The following is a 13,896-nucleotide window of genomic DNA, read 5'->3' as shown; positions in this document are numbered from 1 at the left end:
TGGTAACTTTGCCACTTTAATTAGCGCAGATGAATAATCAGGAAACCGTTTTACAGAGTGTAGTCATCAAGTTTGCAGGAGACAGTGGAGATGGGATGCAATTAACGGGTCAACAGTTTACCAATAATACCGCTTTACTGGGGATAGATTTGGCAACTTTTCCAGACTTTCCGGCAGAAATCAGGGCTCCGATCGGAACCGTTCCGGGAGTGAGTGGATTCCAGTTACATTTTTCTTCGGATAAGGTTTATACTCCGGGGGATATTGCAGATGTGCTAGTTGCCATGAATGCTGCTGCATTGAAAGTGAATTTGAAAGCGATTAAGAAAGGTGGTAAAATCATCGTGAACATTGATGGTTTTGATGCTAAAAATTTGCGTTTGGCCAATTATCCCGATGGTGTGAATCCATTGGAAGATGGGAGCCTGGATGGATTTGAAGTGATAAAAATTGATGTTACCAAACTTACGCGCGAAGCATTAAAAGAATTTACCGATTTAGGTACCAAGGAAAGAGACCGCGCAAAGAATATGTTTGTGTTGGGCTATATCTATTGGATGTACAATAGAAAACTAGACAACACCATTGACTTTTTACAAGAAAAATTCGGTAAGAAAGAAAGTATTCTGCAGAGTAATATTAAAGTATTGCAGGCGGGATACAATTATGGTGACACTACAGAAACATTTACTACCCGTTATACTGTTGAAAAAGCTAAAATGCCTGCTGGTTTGTATCGCAGCATTATGGGGAATCAGGCATTGGCCATGGGGTTGATTGCAGCTGGCGAAAAAGCAGGGCTGCCTTTGTTCTTAGGAACATACCCGATTACTCCTGCTTCTGATATTTTACACGATTTAAGTAAATACAAAAGTTTTGGTGTAAGAACTTTTCAAGCCGAAGATGAGATTGCGGGGATTACCGCTGCGATAGGTGCGAGTTACGGTGGTTCCATCGGCGTAACCACTACATCAGGCCCAGGTATGGCTTTGAAAACAGAAGCCATGGGATTGGCTGTAATGCTTGAAATCCCTTTGGTGATTGTGAATATACAAAGAGGTGGTCCTTCTACCGGATTGCCTACTAAAACAGAACAGAGCGATTTATTGCAGGCCTATTACGGAAGAAACGGCGAATGTCCCATGCCTGTGATTGCTTCTGCAACGCCTTCAGATTGCTTTGATGTGGCTTTTGAAGCAGTACGAATTGCGATTCAACATATGACTCCGGTTATTTTATTAAGCGATGGTTATATTGCCAATGGTGCAGAACCCTGGAAGTTCCCGCAAAGCGCAGACTTGCCAGAAATACCAGTAAGCTTTAAGAAAGGATTGGCAGAAAGTGAAGCTAAGTTTATGCCTTATCAGCGCGATGAAAAATTAGCCAGACCCTGGGCCGTTCCAGGCACTGCAGGATTGGAGCATCGCATTGGGGGATTGGAAAAACAAGATATCACGGGTAATATCAGCTATGATCCGGACAACCACCAGCATATGGTGAAAGTTCGTCAGGCAAAAGTGGATAAGATTGCGGACTATGTTCCTTTGCAAACCATTGATAGTGGTCCTTCAAAAGGAAAAGTATTGGTATTGGGCTGGGGCTCAACCTATGGTGCCATTAAAAGTGCCGTTACTGAATTACAGGCAGCAGGTCATGCTGTTAGCCATGCACATATCCGTTACCTACGTCCTTTCCCTAAAAACTTAGGCGACATCATTGCTAGCTTTGATCATGTATTGATTCCAGAAATCAACAATGGTCAATTGATCAAGATTATTCGAGATCTGTATTTAGTGGACGCCAAGGGTTACAACAAAATCATGGGCGTTCCTATTACCAAAGGGGAATTGGTGGATGCGATTATTAAGATGTTATAAAAAAGCCTTAATTTAGTACTTAAATAAATACTCATGAAAGTGGTCAACTACACCGAGTTCAGGAATAATTTAGCCGAAAGCCTTAATTCAGTTAATGATGATGGGGATATTGTGGTGGTTGCCCGCAGTAAGGGTAAGAATGTGGTGGTAATGAGTTTAGAAGAGTACAACAGTATTCAAGAAACGATTTACTTGAATAGTACACCTGCCAATAGAGCCAGATTAGAATTGGCTTTAGCGCGCATTGAAACCACAAAGCCATTACAAAAAAAGCTCATTAACAAATGAAGCAATTGTTATGGGATCAGTCAGGGTGGGAAGATTATTTATATTGGCAGGTCAACGAAAAAAAAATATTATTCCGCATTAATGATTTAATAAAAGATGCGCAACGAAATCCATTTACTGGTCTTGGCAAACCAGAGCCTTTAAAAGGGAATCTTTCTGGTTGCTGGAGCAGAAGAATTAATGAAGAGCATCGATTGGTGTACATGGTTAAAGAAGACTGTATTTATATATTGCAGTGTAGGTTTCATTATTAATCTATTGATTATTGAGTAATCTTTTCTCCACTCCTTCAAAAGTCATTTTCACTTTTTGAATGCTTCCATCTGTATTAAAATAAAGTTTGTCTATACAGGTAACCCTGTGATCTCTGTCTTTATTAGGTATGGGTCTTCTGTGATAGATAATATACCAATCGTCTGTACCAGGGATATTCATTACTGAGTGGTGTCCTGCTCCTGTTGCTATGGTACTATCCGCTTCCAGAATAGTTGTTTCTCTCTCGAAGGGGCCATACAAATTATTGGCTCTTGCATAAGCTACCTTATAGGTGCCATTGGTCCATCCACCTTCAGACCACATAAAATAATAAGTTCCTTTTCTGATGAACATAATAGGTCCTTCTACATAACCTTTTGGCGTAATTTCTTTTACCAGTTCACCATTTGGAAAAGGAGTAAGCCCTGTAAAGTTTTTATTGAGCTGGGCAATATTGCACCTGCCCCAACCTCCGTATATCAGATAATATTTTTTGTCTTTGTCTTGAAATACAAATTGATCAATGGGTTGAGCATCATTGTAAAATTGATTGATCAATGGTTTGCCCAAGTAATCCTTATAGGGCCCCTCTGGTTGGGAAGCTACTGCAATACCAATGCCTCCGTTGTGATCGTCTTTTACTCCGTTTCGCTTTTTGCTTTGAATATCATTCGCTGAAAAGAACAAAAAATATTGCTTATCTTTTTTTACAATCGAGGGTGCCCACATGGCCATATAGGCCCATTTTATTACACTAGTATCTATAACGCGGGAATGCTTTTTCCAGTTGGTTAAATCCTTTGAAGAAAATGCGTCCAAAAAAACCTGGTCTTTGTATTTGGCTGAGTAGGTTGGGAAAATCCAGTATTGTTTGTTGAGTATGACGGCTTCCGGATCGGCATAACATCCGTTGATGATTGGGTTGCCTGATTGTTGATAATTAGAAGCTTTCATTTCCTGCGCAGCTATGGTTGTAAATGTTGAAGCGCATAGTAAAACAATGCAGATGATTTTCTTCATAACGATAGTATGTTATTTAAGCTTCTTTGCCTGTTTAGCAAAAAAAGAACAGCTGTTTTGTATGCCACATGCTTCGCATTTCGGAGTTCTTGCCAGGCAAGTATATCTTCCATGTAAGATTAACCAATGGTGCGCTCTGTGTACCAATTCTTCTGGAATATATTTGATCAATTCTTTTTCAACTGCCAGTGGGGTAGTGGCTTTTGTGCTAACCAATCCCAATCGATGACTCACCCTGAATACATGCGTGTCTACCGCCATATTCGGTTGTTCGTCTATTACACTTGTGATAACATTGGCTGTTTTTCTGCCTACTCCGGGTAGCTTCACTAGTTCTTCTACCGTCATAGGAACTTCACCACCAAATTGTTCCAGTAACATATTGGCCATGCCAATTAAATGCTTGGTTTTGTTATTGGGATAGGAGATACTTCTGATTAATGGAAACAAATCATCAAAACTGGCTTTGGCCATTTTTTGAGGAGTTGGATATACTTTAAAAATACCAGGTGTAGTCTGGTTGACCCTTTTATCAGTGCATTGGGCTGAAAGGATTACAGCCACTAATAACTGAAAGGGATTATCGTACACTAATTCCGTTTCTGCAACGGGTGTGGTTTCCTGAAAATAGTTGATGACTTCCTGATAACGTTGCTTCTTGGTCATTTTCATTTTTAGTAAATATCTCTACTAATAGCTTTTGTTAAAATTAGTGCTGAATTTACTAACGATGCAAGAATATCACTATTTTAATGTTCTTAAAAACATGAATAATGCTTAAGTTGATTGAAAATATCTTTACACTAATGAGTGTAATAGTTATTTGGGTTATTACTGCTGATTATTTATTAACTCCCAATGCAAAAATGATTAGTTTCATCTTGTGTCTTTTTTCAATCATTTTTCCTGCTCTTTGGATTTCAAATTGGGTTAAGGCGCAAAAAAAGGGTACTAATTCTCTTTCTTTCTGGCGTAATCCAAAATAGCTTTGATTGACTTTTTCGAGGGAGATTTAAGCTTCAGCTTGTCTAATTGATCCTTAGACCGTTGTAAGTTTTCAACCTGTGTTTTTAATTCCGCGTCTTCTGATATAGCTTTTTCAATGGCTTTGGTAAGCGCAGACGTGCAATCCTTGTATACGTACATAATCAATTCCTCTTCTTTAAAGTTTTTCATAAGCAGGTTGGCTGCGTGAACAAGAGGATACGGTCTTTTATAAAACGGTACCAATATTAAAATATTGTAAAGAATAATTATTTGCTTAATTTTCTATAAGGCTTGCATAGAAAATCATTCTTCTATCGGCACTTACTTCTTTGTAGCACTGGAGTCTTCAATAATAAAAATATCTTCCCCTTCCTTCTTCATCAAATACCGTTCTCTGGCATATTTCTCGATAGCGGCAGGGTTATTCTGTAAATCGTTGAGTTCTTTCTTGGTCTTTTCTATTTCCTGCTCGTAGTAAGCTTTTTTCTGCTCTAATTTTTTTAGTTCGTCTCTTCTTTCCTTTTGCTGAAAATAATCGCGCTGGTCATAAAATAACATCCATACTATAAACAGTACAGCTGCGATAAAATATTTATTGGTGATATAGGGAATCGCTTTCTTCATAAAAAATTGGCAGATAAAAGTAATAAGAAACCTTTATCTGCCAACTAAGATTTGTGCACAGTGTGCTATAAACTATTTACCGAACTTAATTTTCCCTTTTGGATAAATGCCAGTGTCTCCCAACATTTCTTCAATACGGATGAGTTGGTTGTATTTAGCCATACGGTCTGTTCTGGATGCAGAACCTGTTTTGATTTGACCACAGTTTAATGCTACTGCTAAATCAGCTATAGTTGTATCTTCTGTTTCACCACTTCTATGGCTCATGATGGTATTGTAACCATTGTGCTGTGCCAAGGTTACTGCGTTAATGGTTTCGGTGATGGTTCCAATCTGGTTTACTTTTACCAACAAGCCATTGGCAATATGTTTGTCAACTCCTTGCTGAATACGTTCTACATTGGTCACAAATAAATCGTCACCTACCAACTGGCATTTGCTGCCAACTGCTTGTGTTAATGCTTTCCAGCCGCCCCAATCGTCTTCTGCCATACCATCTTCAATGGATACGATCGGATATTGCTTCACCCATTTTTCCCAGAATTTCACTAGCTCATCGCTGCTCATCACTTTACCAGAGCTCTTATGGAAAACGTATTTCTTTTTCTTGGCATCCCATAGTTCACTATTAGCGGCATCCATGGCAATCACGATTTGTGAGCCAGTCTTATATCCAGCCGCCTGAATGGATTCCAATACGGTTTCAATGGCTTCTTCATTGCTTTGAATATTAGGAGCAAATCCGCCTTCATCCCCTACATTAGTGCTGTATCCTTTCTTCTTTAACACACCCTTTAACGTGTGGAAAATTTCTACACCCCAACGCAAACCTTCACTGAAACTAGGTGCGCCTACCGGCATAATCATGAATTCCTGAAAATCAATCTTATTGTCTGCATGTGCACCTCCATTCAGGATATTCATCATTGGGATAGGCAATGTTTTGGAATTGGTTCCGCCAATATATCTATACAAGGGCAAATCTGCTTCGTCTGCAGCTGCTTTAGCAACCGCCATACTCACTGCTAAAATAGCATTAGCGCCTAATTTGGCTTTATTTGGAGTGCCATCTAAATCAATCATTGCCTGATCAATAGCAGCCTGTTCTGAAATTTCCATGCCTACCAAAGCTTCCGCAATAGTGGTATTGACATTTTTTACGGCTTTTAAAACGCCTTTTCCTACATATTTTTTCTTGTCGTTATCACGCAATTCAACTGCTTCGTGAATTCCTGTACTCGCACCGCTTGGTACTGCTGCACGGCCTAAAGCGCCGTTGTCGGTTAATACATCCACTTCAACAGTAGGATTTCCTCTGCTGTCTAATATCTGTCTTGCGTGTACGTCAATAATGTAGCTCATGTTCTTTGTTTTAATTATGTTTTCAAATATAAGTAATATGTAGATTATACACGAATAGGAGCCGTTAGGCTTCTGAAAACCGATTCCAGGGATTCTTTTTGATTGAGTGCTGAAATGGGCTGATTGGCCATTAAATTTCCTTTATGAATAATAATTACCCTGCTACAAATGGCTTCTACTTCGGGTAAAATATGACTGGAAAACAGTACTGTTTTGTCCTGCCCCAATTCCTGGATAAGTTGTCTGATTTCAATGATCTGGTTGGGATCTAAGCCTGTGGTGGGTTCATCTAAAATCAACACTTCGGGATTGTGAATAATCGCAGCTGCCAATCCCACCCTTTGCTTGTAGCCCTTGGATAACTGGCCGATCTTTTTATGTTGTTCCGGTCCTAATCCCACCCTGTCAATAGTCTCTTTAAGTAAATGCGTGAGATTATTACACTGGTGTACAGAACCCACAAATTGCAGGTACTCTTTTACGTACAAATCGTAGTAGTGCGGATTCAATTCAGATAAGTAGCCGATTTTCTGCTTGCATGCTATTGGATTTTCTGACAATTGCATTCCTGCAACCAAAATACTCCCGCTGTCCGGTTCAATGGATCCGGTAATCATTTTCATGGTAGTACTCTTACCTGCTCCGTTAGGTCCTAAAAAGCCAACGATCTCCCCTTTTTCTAATGAAAAAGAGAGATCGTTCACTGCGGTTTGTGTACCGTATTTTTTAGTTAAATGGCTTACTTCTATTGACATGTGGCTCTTTTGCAGCCTCAAACCTACTTCATTTTCAAGGTATTTTTCCGGATGATTCGTTAATATTTGAGGGGCACTTATTTCAAACTACTGCGGATCTCATCCATTACAGCATTCAAGTACTTGTTGGCTGCAGCTGATACCCCAGCTTTGTACTTAGCGGATTCAACAGGAATGACCTGCACATTTTTCATAAAACGATCGTCTACATCAAATACCCTGAAAAAACCGGCATCCTGCCCCCACATGTCCACTTTCGCTTGCTCTTCTGCCTTGTATTTTTTCTTTTCTATTACGCCTTCTATGCTAATTGGCTTTTTAAGTAACCAGTTGCCTACGCTAATATTTGCCATGCTTTGCTTAACATTCAATCCTATAATAGAGCTGCCATTGGCATAAAATCCAGTAGTTCCGCTATAATCCAAGGCTTCACTCCCAATAGCCAGATTGGTTTCGGCTACTACTTTGGCTCCACCCCCCAGTCTACCTAACAACTTACTGCCTCCTGATTCTGCTTCATTAGCAAAGGGTACGGCAAGGTTCACGATTAAAACCATTGCGCCTCCTAACTGCTGTGAAATTTTAGGCGCCTTATTGAAAAACGAATTCTTTTCTTTTCCGTCATCATTCACCCCTTTTACTAAATAATCAAAACCAGTGGGAGATACAGATACATATCCATCATATTGTGCTTGATTGAGTGTGCCGCCTGTTCTTTTAACCCAATCTTTTAATTCGTCAGATACCAGTGCTTGCTCCGCAGTGATGATTTCAAACCCTTCCGCCTTTAGTTGATTAACCAGGTTTTTATATAGTTCATCAGTTATATCAATCAGGTCTTTTTCCTGAAGTCCTTTCAAACCTAAAGCTACACTTGCAGATACGGCGCTTTTATAACTTCTGGTATAATCACTTCCCCCTCTGAATCCGCCTGATTTTTTTTCAGTGTCCAGGTACATGGTCTGAAAATTTACTCTGAACTGACTGATAAAAACTTTCTTAGGGGCGTCTTTTAATTTTCTAAGACCATAGTTATTAATTTCTTTTAAGTCGACTTCGCCAATAGATTGCGCAAACGTAATGAGAGCGAAAAGTAGCATCATGCTTACAGAAAATAGCTTTTTCATTTTGGTAATTTTGATTGAAGCTATTATAAAGAAAAGCAGATGGCAATACAGCATATGCTGTATTTTAATTCCAATTAAACTTGTGTGCTAATTGAATGGCCTGAGCCTTTGAATTGATATGCAGCTTCTCGTAAATTCTGCTAATATGGGTGCGAACTGTCTGAGGACTGATGAACAAATTGCTTGCAATCTTTCGGTAGTCCTGACCTTCCACGAGGCACTTTAAAATTTCCTGTTCTCTTTCACTAAGTGAATTCAGCATGGTATCTGGTTGCTCTTGATTTGTACTTATTGGTTTGGGGCCTTGTTTTAACCATAGTAATGTTTTTCTGGCAATGGCCGGACTCATGGGAGCTCCGTTTAAATGAAAGGCATTTTGAATAGCATCTATGAGCATATCCGGCGCATCATCTTTTAATAAATAACCTGATGCGCCTGCTTTGATTGCTTCAAATATCTTGTCATCATCATCAAATACAGTCAATACAATGAATTTGATATTTGGAAATTTTATAGTTGCAATGGCAATTGTATCAATGCCATTCATAACAGGCATATCTAAATCCATCAATACTACCTGTGGTAAATTATTGTGGTTGAGTGTTTTTATTTTTTCAAGAAAATCAAGTCCATTTACTGCTTCGAGAACTACTTCAATTTCTTTCACGCCATACAAATTCTGCCGAATCATATTACGGTTCAGTGATTTGTCGTCTACAATACCAATTTGAATCATCGGCTTAAAATTGAAATAGTTTTTTTAAAGCATCAATACTGCATTTGCAGTATTCAGATTTATAATAAATGTATTAATTTAATGATATGCAATTACGGCTTTCCTTGCTATTAGGATTTATCTGCTTAGTACTGATGGGATCGGGACAGCCTGGCTTTTTATCATTTACCGTGAAAAACGGATTGTCTCAAAATGCTGTCACAGCTATCTTCAAAGATTCAAAGGGATATGTATGGCTGGGAACCCAGGACGGGTTAAACCGTTTTGATGGAATCGGATTTACCAGGTATAAACATGATGCAAATGATACCATGAGCATCAGCGATCAGTATATAACTGCGATTAGTGAAGATGGTGCAGGTAATATATGGGTAGGTACAAGGAATGGATTAAATAAATTTAGTTACCATAGCAATCAATTTGAAAGAATACATATTAATCCCAATCGAAAAAATGTGATTCAATATGTATTTGATCAAATATTTCAAATCGGTAATGGTAACCTCGCATTTGTTGCCGAAGATCAGCTGTATGTATGGCTAAATCAGCAGAGACTTATAAAAAAAATCGTTGGAAATTATAACGATCGATGTGCCTACACAGTTAACGATGCCGGAATTTGGCGACTTTATAAAAGCAAATTATATCAATACGATTTGCGGAGTTTTATCGTGAAGAAAATTTATCAGCTGGCGGGTCTTCCCGGAGCTTCTGCCTCAATCAGTAAGATTTTTTTTGATCGAAGAAAAAAACTCTGGACAGTTGATGAATCAATTGAACATAAACCAAAGTTTAGAATTTTCCAGGTAGGTAGTCAGATATTGGTTTCAGATAGTATTCAGCTGTCTGAAAAAATATATCATCTCAGTTTTGATTCATACAATCGGGCGTGGATATCAAGTCTCTCTGGTTTGTTGAAAGTGGACAGCAATTATATTCCCTATTATTGGAGGGGATCACAATTGCCTGCTACGCTTAATCAGGCTAATGCCGTATTATGCAGTTATCATGATACGGCTGGTATCAGCTGGGTTGGGTTTGCAAACAATGGAGTTTTATTATACAATCATACTGCCAGTGCATTTACATTAATTCAACCACTCAACAAAACTGAAACGGTTTTTTCTTACGCGGTAGATAGCAATCATAATGAATGGTTGGCTGCAGTTTCAGGTATTTACAAAAGAGCATCAGCAAAAAATAAGTGGGAATTGGTGTCGAGAAAGAAAGTCAGATCTCTGGTAGCCGGTGATAAAGGTAAGTTATGGACAGCCATCGAAAACGAGGGTCTTTTTTTAATTTACCCGGATGGCCGGTTTCAACTGATTGCCAATACAGATAATTTAAAATTACCCGATAACACTATTTTTCATTTGCACTATCATTCGGGAACAGGCCAACTATTCATTTCCACCAAATCAGGACTCGTTTTATTGGATACAAAAACAATGCTAACAAGGCGATATTGGGCTGAGTCGCTGGATAAAAGATATCAACTTTCTGGGTCTTATGTGTTACATGCATTTACCGACAGAGAGCAAAGAACCTGGGTGAGTTCTAATACCGGCATTGATGTTTTTGATAAATCACTGAATAAAATATTGCAGTATAAAACCAATGATGACAAAGCTTCTCCTGTTAAAAGAACCATTGTAACTGGTACAACACAGGATTTGAATGGGAATATTTGGATTGCTACGCTTAGCAATGGGGTATACAAATGGAAAAATGGCAGGTTTAATCAATACAATCAAGATAGTGGACTTTCCGGAAATGTAGTAGCAGGCATCATGGTTGATTCATTGAATCGGATATGGGTTGCCACTACTTCTGGCATGAACTTAATTGATCAGAATCATGATCAGATTCTTCAATTGTCAGAACAAAATGGTATGCCGGCCTCAGATTTTCTACTAGCCAGTTTTTTTGTTGATAAAAGCGGAGCCCTGTTAACAAGTAGCTCTGAAGGATTGGTGATGATTAAGCCATCGTTGTTCATACCAAAGAAATTGCAATTGAATTGCTATGTTACAGATGCTGCTATAAACTTTAATTCAGTGCCCATTGCCAATCAATACAAGTTGCAATCGGATGATAAGTCTATTTCACTTGAAATAGCCACTCCCTCATTCATAAATGCAGAAAAAGTGGTTTACCAATACAGATTTTTAGGACTGGTTGATAAATGGGTTACTCTGCAACCCAACAACCGAAGAATTAGTTTTACCAATTTGACCTATAAATCCCTTCAACTGGAAATTAGAGCGGCTGAATCAAAAGCACAATTGGAAAGAGCACCTATCAAAAAAATTTTCATTAGCCGCAAGCCTCCGTTCTGGCAAAATCCATTCATTTTGGGTCCTATGATTTTACTTCTGCTCATTGGGCTGTTGATGCTGGTTCGATTTTTTACTAAAAGGAAAATAAAACAGCGATTACAGCAATCGGCTATTGAACAACAAATTTATAAAGAACGGGAGCGGATTTCCCGTGATTTACATGACCATCTGGGGGCCTATGCTGCTGCTATAAAATCGAATATTAACCAGCTAGAGAGAAGTGATGAAAAAACAAACAGCACTTTACATAAGTTAAAGGAAAATGCTGATGATATGGTGAATGCCTTAAGGGAAACTATCTGGGTTTTGCAGTATCAGGAAATCAGTTTAACAGCATTGAGTGATCGATTCAAGAATTTAGTCAATCGCATTCGCCCGAATTACCCTTCAATTGCTATTGAGATTTATGAGAACATTGAAGCTGATAAAAGGTTAACTCCTGCAGAAAGCATACACTTGCTCCGTATGATGCAGGAGGTTTTAACCAATGCCCTGAAACATGCTGAATGTTCCAAAATAACCATTCGGATTCAGGTCAATGAAATTGCTCAAATTGAAATGGAAGACGACGGAAAAGGCTTTGAAATGGAAGAAGTTAGCAATGGATTTGGACTCGATAATTTAAATGAACGGGCTTCAGAATCAGGGGTTAGTTTGCAAATTTTCACTAAAAAAGGGGGCGGAACCCGTATTAGAATCGTTTTCTAAGTGCTAAAACCCCTTTAAAACCGTACTTTTGCACTCCCAAAATACGCAGAAATTATGCTGAATAAGCTTGAAGCCATAAAAGCCAGATTTGACCAGGTAGGGATAGCGCTTACCAATCCGGAGATTATTAATAATCAGAAGGAATTTGGCGTTTACAGCAAGGAATACCGATCATTGGAAAAAATTGTAAAGCCTTACGAGGAATATCTTAAAGTATTGGCTGACCATCAATATGCCAAAGAAGCTTTGAATAGTTCTGATGATGAAATGCGTGAACTGGCCAAAATGGAATTGCCTGAACTCGAAGAAAAGAAAGAGTCTTTGGAAAAGGAGTTGACCAAGCTTTTAATTCCTAAAGACCCTCAGGATGATAAAAATGCCATACTGGAAATAAGAGCAGGAACTGGTGGAGATGAAGCCAGTTTGTTTGCAGGTGACTTATTGGGCATGTACTTGAAATACTGCTCAAAGAAAGGTTGGAAAACTTCAGTAGTGAGTGAAAGCGAGGGAACAGTTGGTGGATACAAGGAAGTTGTAGTGGAAGTGAGTGGAGAGGACGTTTATGGCACATTAAAGTTTGAAAGTGGTGTGCACCGTGTTCAACGTGTGCCTAACACAGAAACCCAGGGGAGGGTTCATACTTCTGCGGCAACTGTTGCAGTAATGCCTGAAGCGGAAGAATTAGATTTTGAATTGAAGGAAAGTGATGTGAAAATGGAAACTGCCCGAAGTGGTGGTGCGGGTGGTCAGAACGTAAACAAAGTAGAAACCAAAGTGTTTCTTACGCATATTCCAACAGGGGTAGTGGTAGTTTGTCAAACCGAACGTTCTCAGTTAGCCAACCGTGAAAAAGCAATGGTAATGCTAAGAACCAAGTTGTATGAAGAGCAGGTTAGAAAGCAGGAAGATGAAATTGCACGTCAGCGTAAGACCTTGGTAAGTACAGGCGACCGCAGTGCCAAAATCAGAACCTATAACTGGCCACAGGGAAGAGTTACCGATCACAGAATTGGATTAACATCTTATAACCTGGATGCTGTAATTAATGGGGAAATTGATGAGTTTATTGAAGCGTTACAGATGGCAGAAAATGCCGAGAAAATGCTCAATCAGTAAAACTTTCTTATATTAACAGTATGAAAAAAATACTGTTGATATTTTGTATATCATGCTGGTTGGGCAATGTAAAAGCCCAGGAATATGGAACCCGCATTTTTTTAAAAGATGCCAATGGAATTGATATCCGAACTCAGTCTGCTACCATTGAGAATGCCAACTACTTATTTCATCCCGATTATCTGAAAGCCCATCTTTACAACAAAAATGGAAAGCTAACTGGGGAGCTTAAATACAAGCTTTTATTGCAATACAATCGTTTGTATTATCAAGATCCTACAGGTGCTGATATGGAAGTGGTAAGTCCCATTTACAAAATTGAATTTGAAATGCCGGATGGCTCTCTCTCTGTATTTGAGAAGGGGTTTGATCCAATTGATGGGTTAGATCAGAGTAATTTCTATCAGATATTATCTGATGGCAAATTACGCTTATTGATGGATACGAAATTTGCTACTGAGACTAAGCAAGTTTACGGCACTGGTGCGGTAACAACAACCGATAAGCTAATTAATTTTTATGCAGCATCTGGCTCAAAAGTTTTTAAAATTACCAAAGAAGAGCAAGTTCTTGCTTTAATGTCAGATAAGGCAACAGAGATCGCTGGATTCATCAAAAAAGAGAAAACCAAATTTCGAAAGCAATCAGACTTGGAAAAACTTTTTAATTATTATAATCAGTTGAATAAATAATATTTGAATA

14 protein-coding genes are annotated in these 13,896 nt (G+C 38.7%); 6 read left to right on the top strand and 8 right to left on the bottom strand.

The window, feature by feature from the left end; translation table 11 throughout:
• The first annotated feature begins 29 nt into the window (after nucleotides 1-29).
• Genes TEGAF0_RS07975 through TEGAF0_RS07965 form a run of 3 tightly spaced genes read left to right on the top strand, consistent with a single transcriptional unit; the run spans nucleotide 30 to nucleotide 2,419 of the window.
• Nucleotides 30-1,877, top strand: coding sequence for a 2-oxoacid:acceptor oxidoreductase subunit alpha (locus TEGAF0_RS07975; protein WP_264897558.1), 1,848 nt, complete (start codon nucleotides 30-32; stop codon nucleotides 1,875-1,877).
• Nucleotides 1,878-1,910: 33 nt separating this feature from the next.
• The gene (locus tag TEGAF0_RS07970) at nucleotides 1,911-2,165 is read left to right on the top strand and encodes a type II toxin-antitoxin system Phd/YefM family antitoxin (RefSeq protein WP_264897557.1); all 255 of its coding nucleotides are present in this window, start codon (nucleotides 1,911-1,913) and stop codon (nucleotides 2,163-2,165) included.
• Nucleotides 2,162-2,419, top strand: coding sequence for a Txe/YoeB family addiction module toxin (locus tag TEGAF0_RS07965; RefSeq protein ID WP_264897555.1), 258 nt, complete (start codon nucleotides 2,162-2,164; stop codon nucleotides 2,417-2,419). Before TEGAF0_RS07970 ends, TEGAF0_RS07965 begins: the two co-directional genes overlap by 4 nt.
• Nucleotide 2,420: 1 nt before the next feature.
• Here the strand turns inward: TEGAF0_RS07965 and TEGAF0_RS07960 are convergent, their stop codons facing one another.
• The 8 genes from TEGAF0_RS07960 to TEGAF0_RS07925 all read right to left on the bottom strand — a co-directional run bounded on the left by TEGAF0_RS07960 (nucleotide 2,421) and on the right by TEGAF0_RS07925 (nucleotide 9,031).
• Nucleotides 2,421-3,440: a glycoside hydrolase family 43 protein gene (locus tag TEGAF0_RS07960; protein ID WP_264897553.1), complete on the bottom strand. Its 1,020-nt coding sequence runs from the start codon at nucleotides 3,438-3,440 to the stop codon at nucleotides 2,421-2,423.
• Between the two features lie 12 nt (nucleotides 3,441-3,452).
• Nucleotides 3,453-4,106 carry an endonuclease III gene (gene nth / locus TEGAF0_RS07955; RefSeq protein WP_264897551.1) on the bottom strand — a complete coding sequence of 218 codons (654 nt, stop codon included), beginning with the start codon at nucleotides 4,104-4,106 and terminating at the stop codon, nucleotides 3,453-3,455.
• Nucleotides 4,107-4,391: 285 nt separating this feature from the next.
• On the bottom strand, nucleotides 4,392-4,616 hold the full coding sequence (locus TEGAF0_RS07950; protein WP_264897549.1) for a hypothetical protein: 225 nt from the start codon (nucleotides 4,614-4,616) through the stop codon (nucleotides 4,392-4,394).
• Between the two features lie 132 nt (nucleotides 4,617-4,748).
• On the bottom strand, nucleotides 4,749-5,051 hold the full coding sequence (locus tag TEGAF0_RS07945; protein WP_264897548.1) for an FtsB family cell division protein: 303 nt from the start codon (nucleotides 5,049-5,051) through the stop codon (nucleotides 4,749-4,751).
• Between the two features lie 72 nt (nucleotides 5,052-5,123).
• Nucleotides 5,124-6,413 carry a phosphopyruvate hydratase gene (eno, locus tag TEGAF0_RS07940; RefSeq protein ID WP_264897547.1) on the bottom strand — a complete coding sequence of 430 codons (1,290 nt, stop codon included), beginning with the start codon at nucleotides 6,411-6,413 and terminating at the stop codon, nucleotides 5,124-5,126.
• Between the two features lie 44 nt (nucleotides 6,414-6,457).
• Nucleotides 6,458-7,168 (bottom strand): ATP-binding cassette domain-containing protein, encoded by a 711-nt coding sequence (locus TEGAF0_RS07935; protein ID WP_264897546.1) that lies wholly within the window; start codon nucleotides 7,166-7,168, stop codon nucleotides 6,458-6,460.
• A gap of 77 nt (nucleotides 7,169-7,245) precedes the next feature.
• On the bottom strand, nucleotides 7,246-8,295 hold the full coding sequence (locus TEGAF0_RS07930; RefSeq protein WP_264897544.1) for a hypothetical protein: 1,050 nt from the start codon (nucleotides 8,293-8,295) through the stop codon (nucleotides 7,246-7,248).
• A gap of 64 nt (nucleotides 8,296-8,359) precedes the next feature.
• Nucleotides 8,360-9,031 (bottom strand): response regulator transcription factor, encoded by a 672-nt coding sequence (locus tag TEGAF0_RS07925; RefSeq protein ID WP_264897542.1) that lies wholly within the window; start codon nucleotides 9,029-9,031, stop codon nucleotides 8,360-8,362.
• Between the two features lie 86 nt (nucleotides 9,032-9,117).
• Between TEGAF0_RS07925 and TEGAF0_RS07920 the strand changes: the two genes are divergently transcribed.
• From TEGAF0_RS07920 to TEGAF0_RS07910, 3 genes are read left to right on the top strand one after another with little or no spacing between them, the layout of a single operon-like run.
• On the top strand, nucleotides 9,118-12,078 hold the full coding sequence (locus tag TEGAF0_RS07920; RefSeq protein WP_264897540.1) for a ligand-binding sensor domain-containing protein: 2,961 nt from the start codon (nucleotides 9,118-9,120) through the stop codon (nucleotides 12,076-12,078).
• Between the two features lie 54 nt (nucleotides 12,079-12,132).
• The gene (prfA, locus tag TEGAF0_RS07915; RefSeq protein ID WP_264897537.1) at nucleotides 12,133-13,194 is read left to right on the top strand and encodes a peptide chain release factor 1; all 1,062 of its coding nucleotides are present in this window, start codon (nucleotides 12,133-12,135) and stop codon (nucleotides 13,192-13,194) included.
• A gap of 20 nt (nucleotides 13,195-13,214) precedes the next feature.
• Complete coding sequence (locus tag TEGAF0_RS07910; protein WP_264897535.1) at nucleotides 13,215-13,886, top strand: hypothetical protein; 672 nt, start codon at nucleotides 13,215-13,217, stop codon at nucleotides 13,884-13,886.
• Nucleotides 13,887-13,896: the final 10 nt, after the last annotated feature.

This window comes from Sediminibacterium sp. TEGAF015 (assembly GCF_025997995.1).
GTDB lineage: Bacteria > Bacteroidota > Bacteroidia > Chitinophagales > Chitinophagaceae > Sediminibacterium.
Note: the sequence above shows the minus strand (reverse complement) of the source record. Positions and strands in the feature narration are given on the sequence as shown.

Excerpts from the sequence above, each read along its gene's own strand:
- TEGAF0_RS07965 (WP_264897555.1), top strand. The coding sequence starts at position 2,162 with ATGAAGCAATTGTTATGGGATCAGTCAGGGTGGGAAGATTATTTATAT.
- prfA (WP_264897537.1), top strand. The coding sequence starts at position 12,133 with ATGCTGAATAAGCTTGAAGCCATAAAAGCCAGATTTGACCAGGTAGGG.
- TEGAF0_RS07925 (WP_264897542.1), bottom strand. The coding sequence starts at position 9,031 with ATGATTCAAATTGGTATTGTAGACGACAAATCACTGAACCGTAATATG.
- TEGAF0_RS07975 (WP_264897558.1), top strand. The coding sequence starts at position 30 with ATGAATAATCAGGAAACCGTTTTACAGAGTGTAGTCATCAAGTTTGCA.
- nth (WP_264897551.1), bottom strand. The coding sequence starts at position 4,106 with ATGACCAAGAAGCAACGTTATCAGGAAGTCATCAACTATTTTCAGGAA.
- TEGAF0_RS07935 (WP_264897546.1), bottom strand. The coding sequence starts at position 7,168 with ATGTCAATAGAAGTAAGCCATTTAACTAAAAAATACGGTACACAAACC.
- TEGAF0_RS07960 (WP_264897553.1), bottom strand. The coding sequence starts at position 3,440 with ATGAAGAAAATCATCTGCATTGTTTTACTATGCGCTTCAACATTTACA.
- TEGAF0_RS07920 (WP_264897540.1), top strand. The coding sequence starts at position 9,118 with ATGCAATTACGGCTTTCCTTGCTATTAGGATTTATCTGCTTAGTACTG.
- TEGAF0_RS07945 (WP_264897548.1), bottom strand. The coding sequence starts at position 5,051 with ATGAAGAAAGCGATTCCCTATATCACCAATAAATATTTTATCGCAGCT.
- TEGAF0_RS07950 (WP_264897549.1), bottom strand. The coding sequence starts at position 4,616 with ATGAAAAACTTTAAAGAAGAGGAATTGATTATGTACGTATACAAGGAT.
- eno (WP_264897547.1), bottom strand. The coding sequence starts at position 6,413 with ATGAGCTACATTATTGACGTACACGCAAGACAGATATTAGACAGCAGA.
- TEGAF0_RS07910 (WP_264897535.1), top strand. The coding sequence starts at position 13,215 with ATGAAAAAAATACTGTTGATATTTTGTATATCATGCTGGTTGGGCAAT.
- TEGAF0_RS07970 (WP_264897557.1), top strand. The coding sequence starts at position 1,911 with ATGAAAGTGGTCAACTACACCGAGTTCAGGAATAATTTAGCCGAAAGC.
- TEGAF0_RS07930 (WP_264897544.1), bottom strand. The coding sequence starts at position 8,295 with ATGAAAAAGCTATTTTCTGTAAGCATGATGCTACTTTTCGCTCTCATT.